Raw genomic sequence first — 254 nt, forward strand, 5'->3', positions numbered from 1 at the left:
GACAAGATTCTCACTTGTCTTTTCGTTACTCATACCGGCATTCTCACTTGTATGCGGTCCAGCAGTCCTCACGATCTACCTTCAATCTGCATACAACGCTCCCCTACCCAAGAGTGATCCGAAGATCCTCCTGCCACAGCTTCGGTGGTGTGTTTAGCCCCGTTACATTTTCGGCGCAGAGTCACTCGACCAGTGAGCTATTACGCACTCTTTCAATGGTGGCTGCTTCTAAGCCAACATCCTGGTTGTCTTTG

The 254-nt window shown here is 50.0% G+C and carries 1 rRNA gene; it reads right to left on the minus strand.

The annotated features are described in order from the left end of the window. Nucleotides 1-254, minus strand: a 23S ribosomal RNA gene (locus KJS69_RS29465); the annotation flags it as partial.

The sequence above is a fragment of the Paenibacillus sp. J2TS4 genome, assembly GCF_018403245.1.
Lineage (GTDB): Bacteria > Bacillota > Bacilli > Paenibacillales > NBRC-103111 > Paenibacillus_L.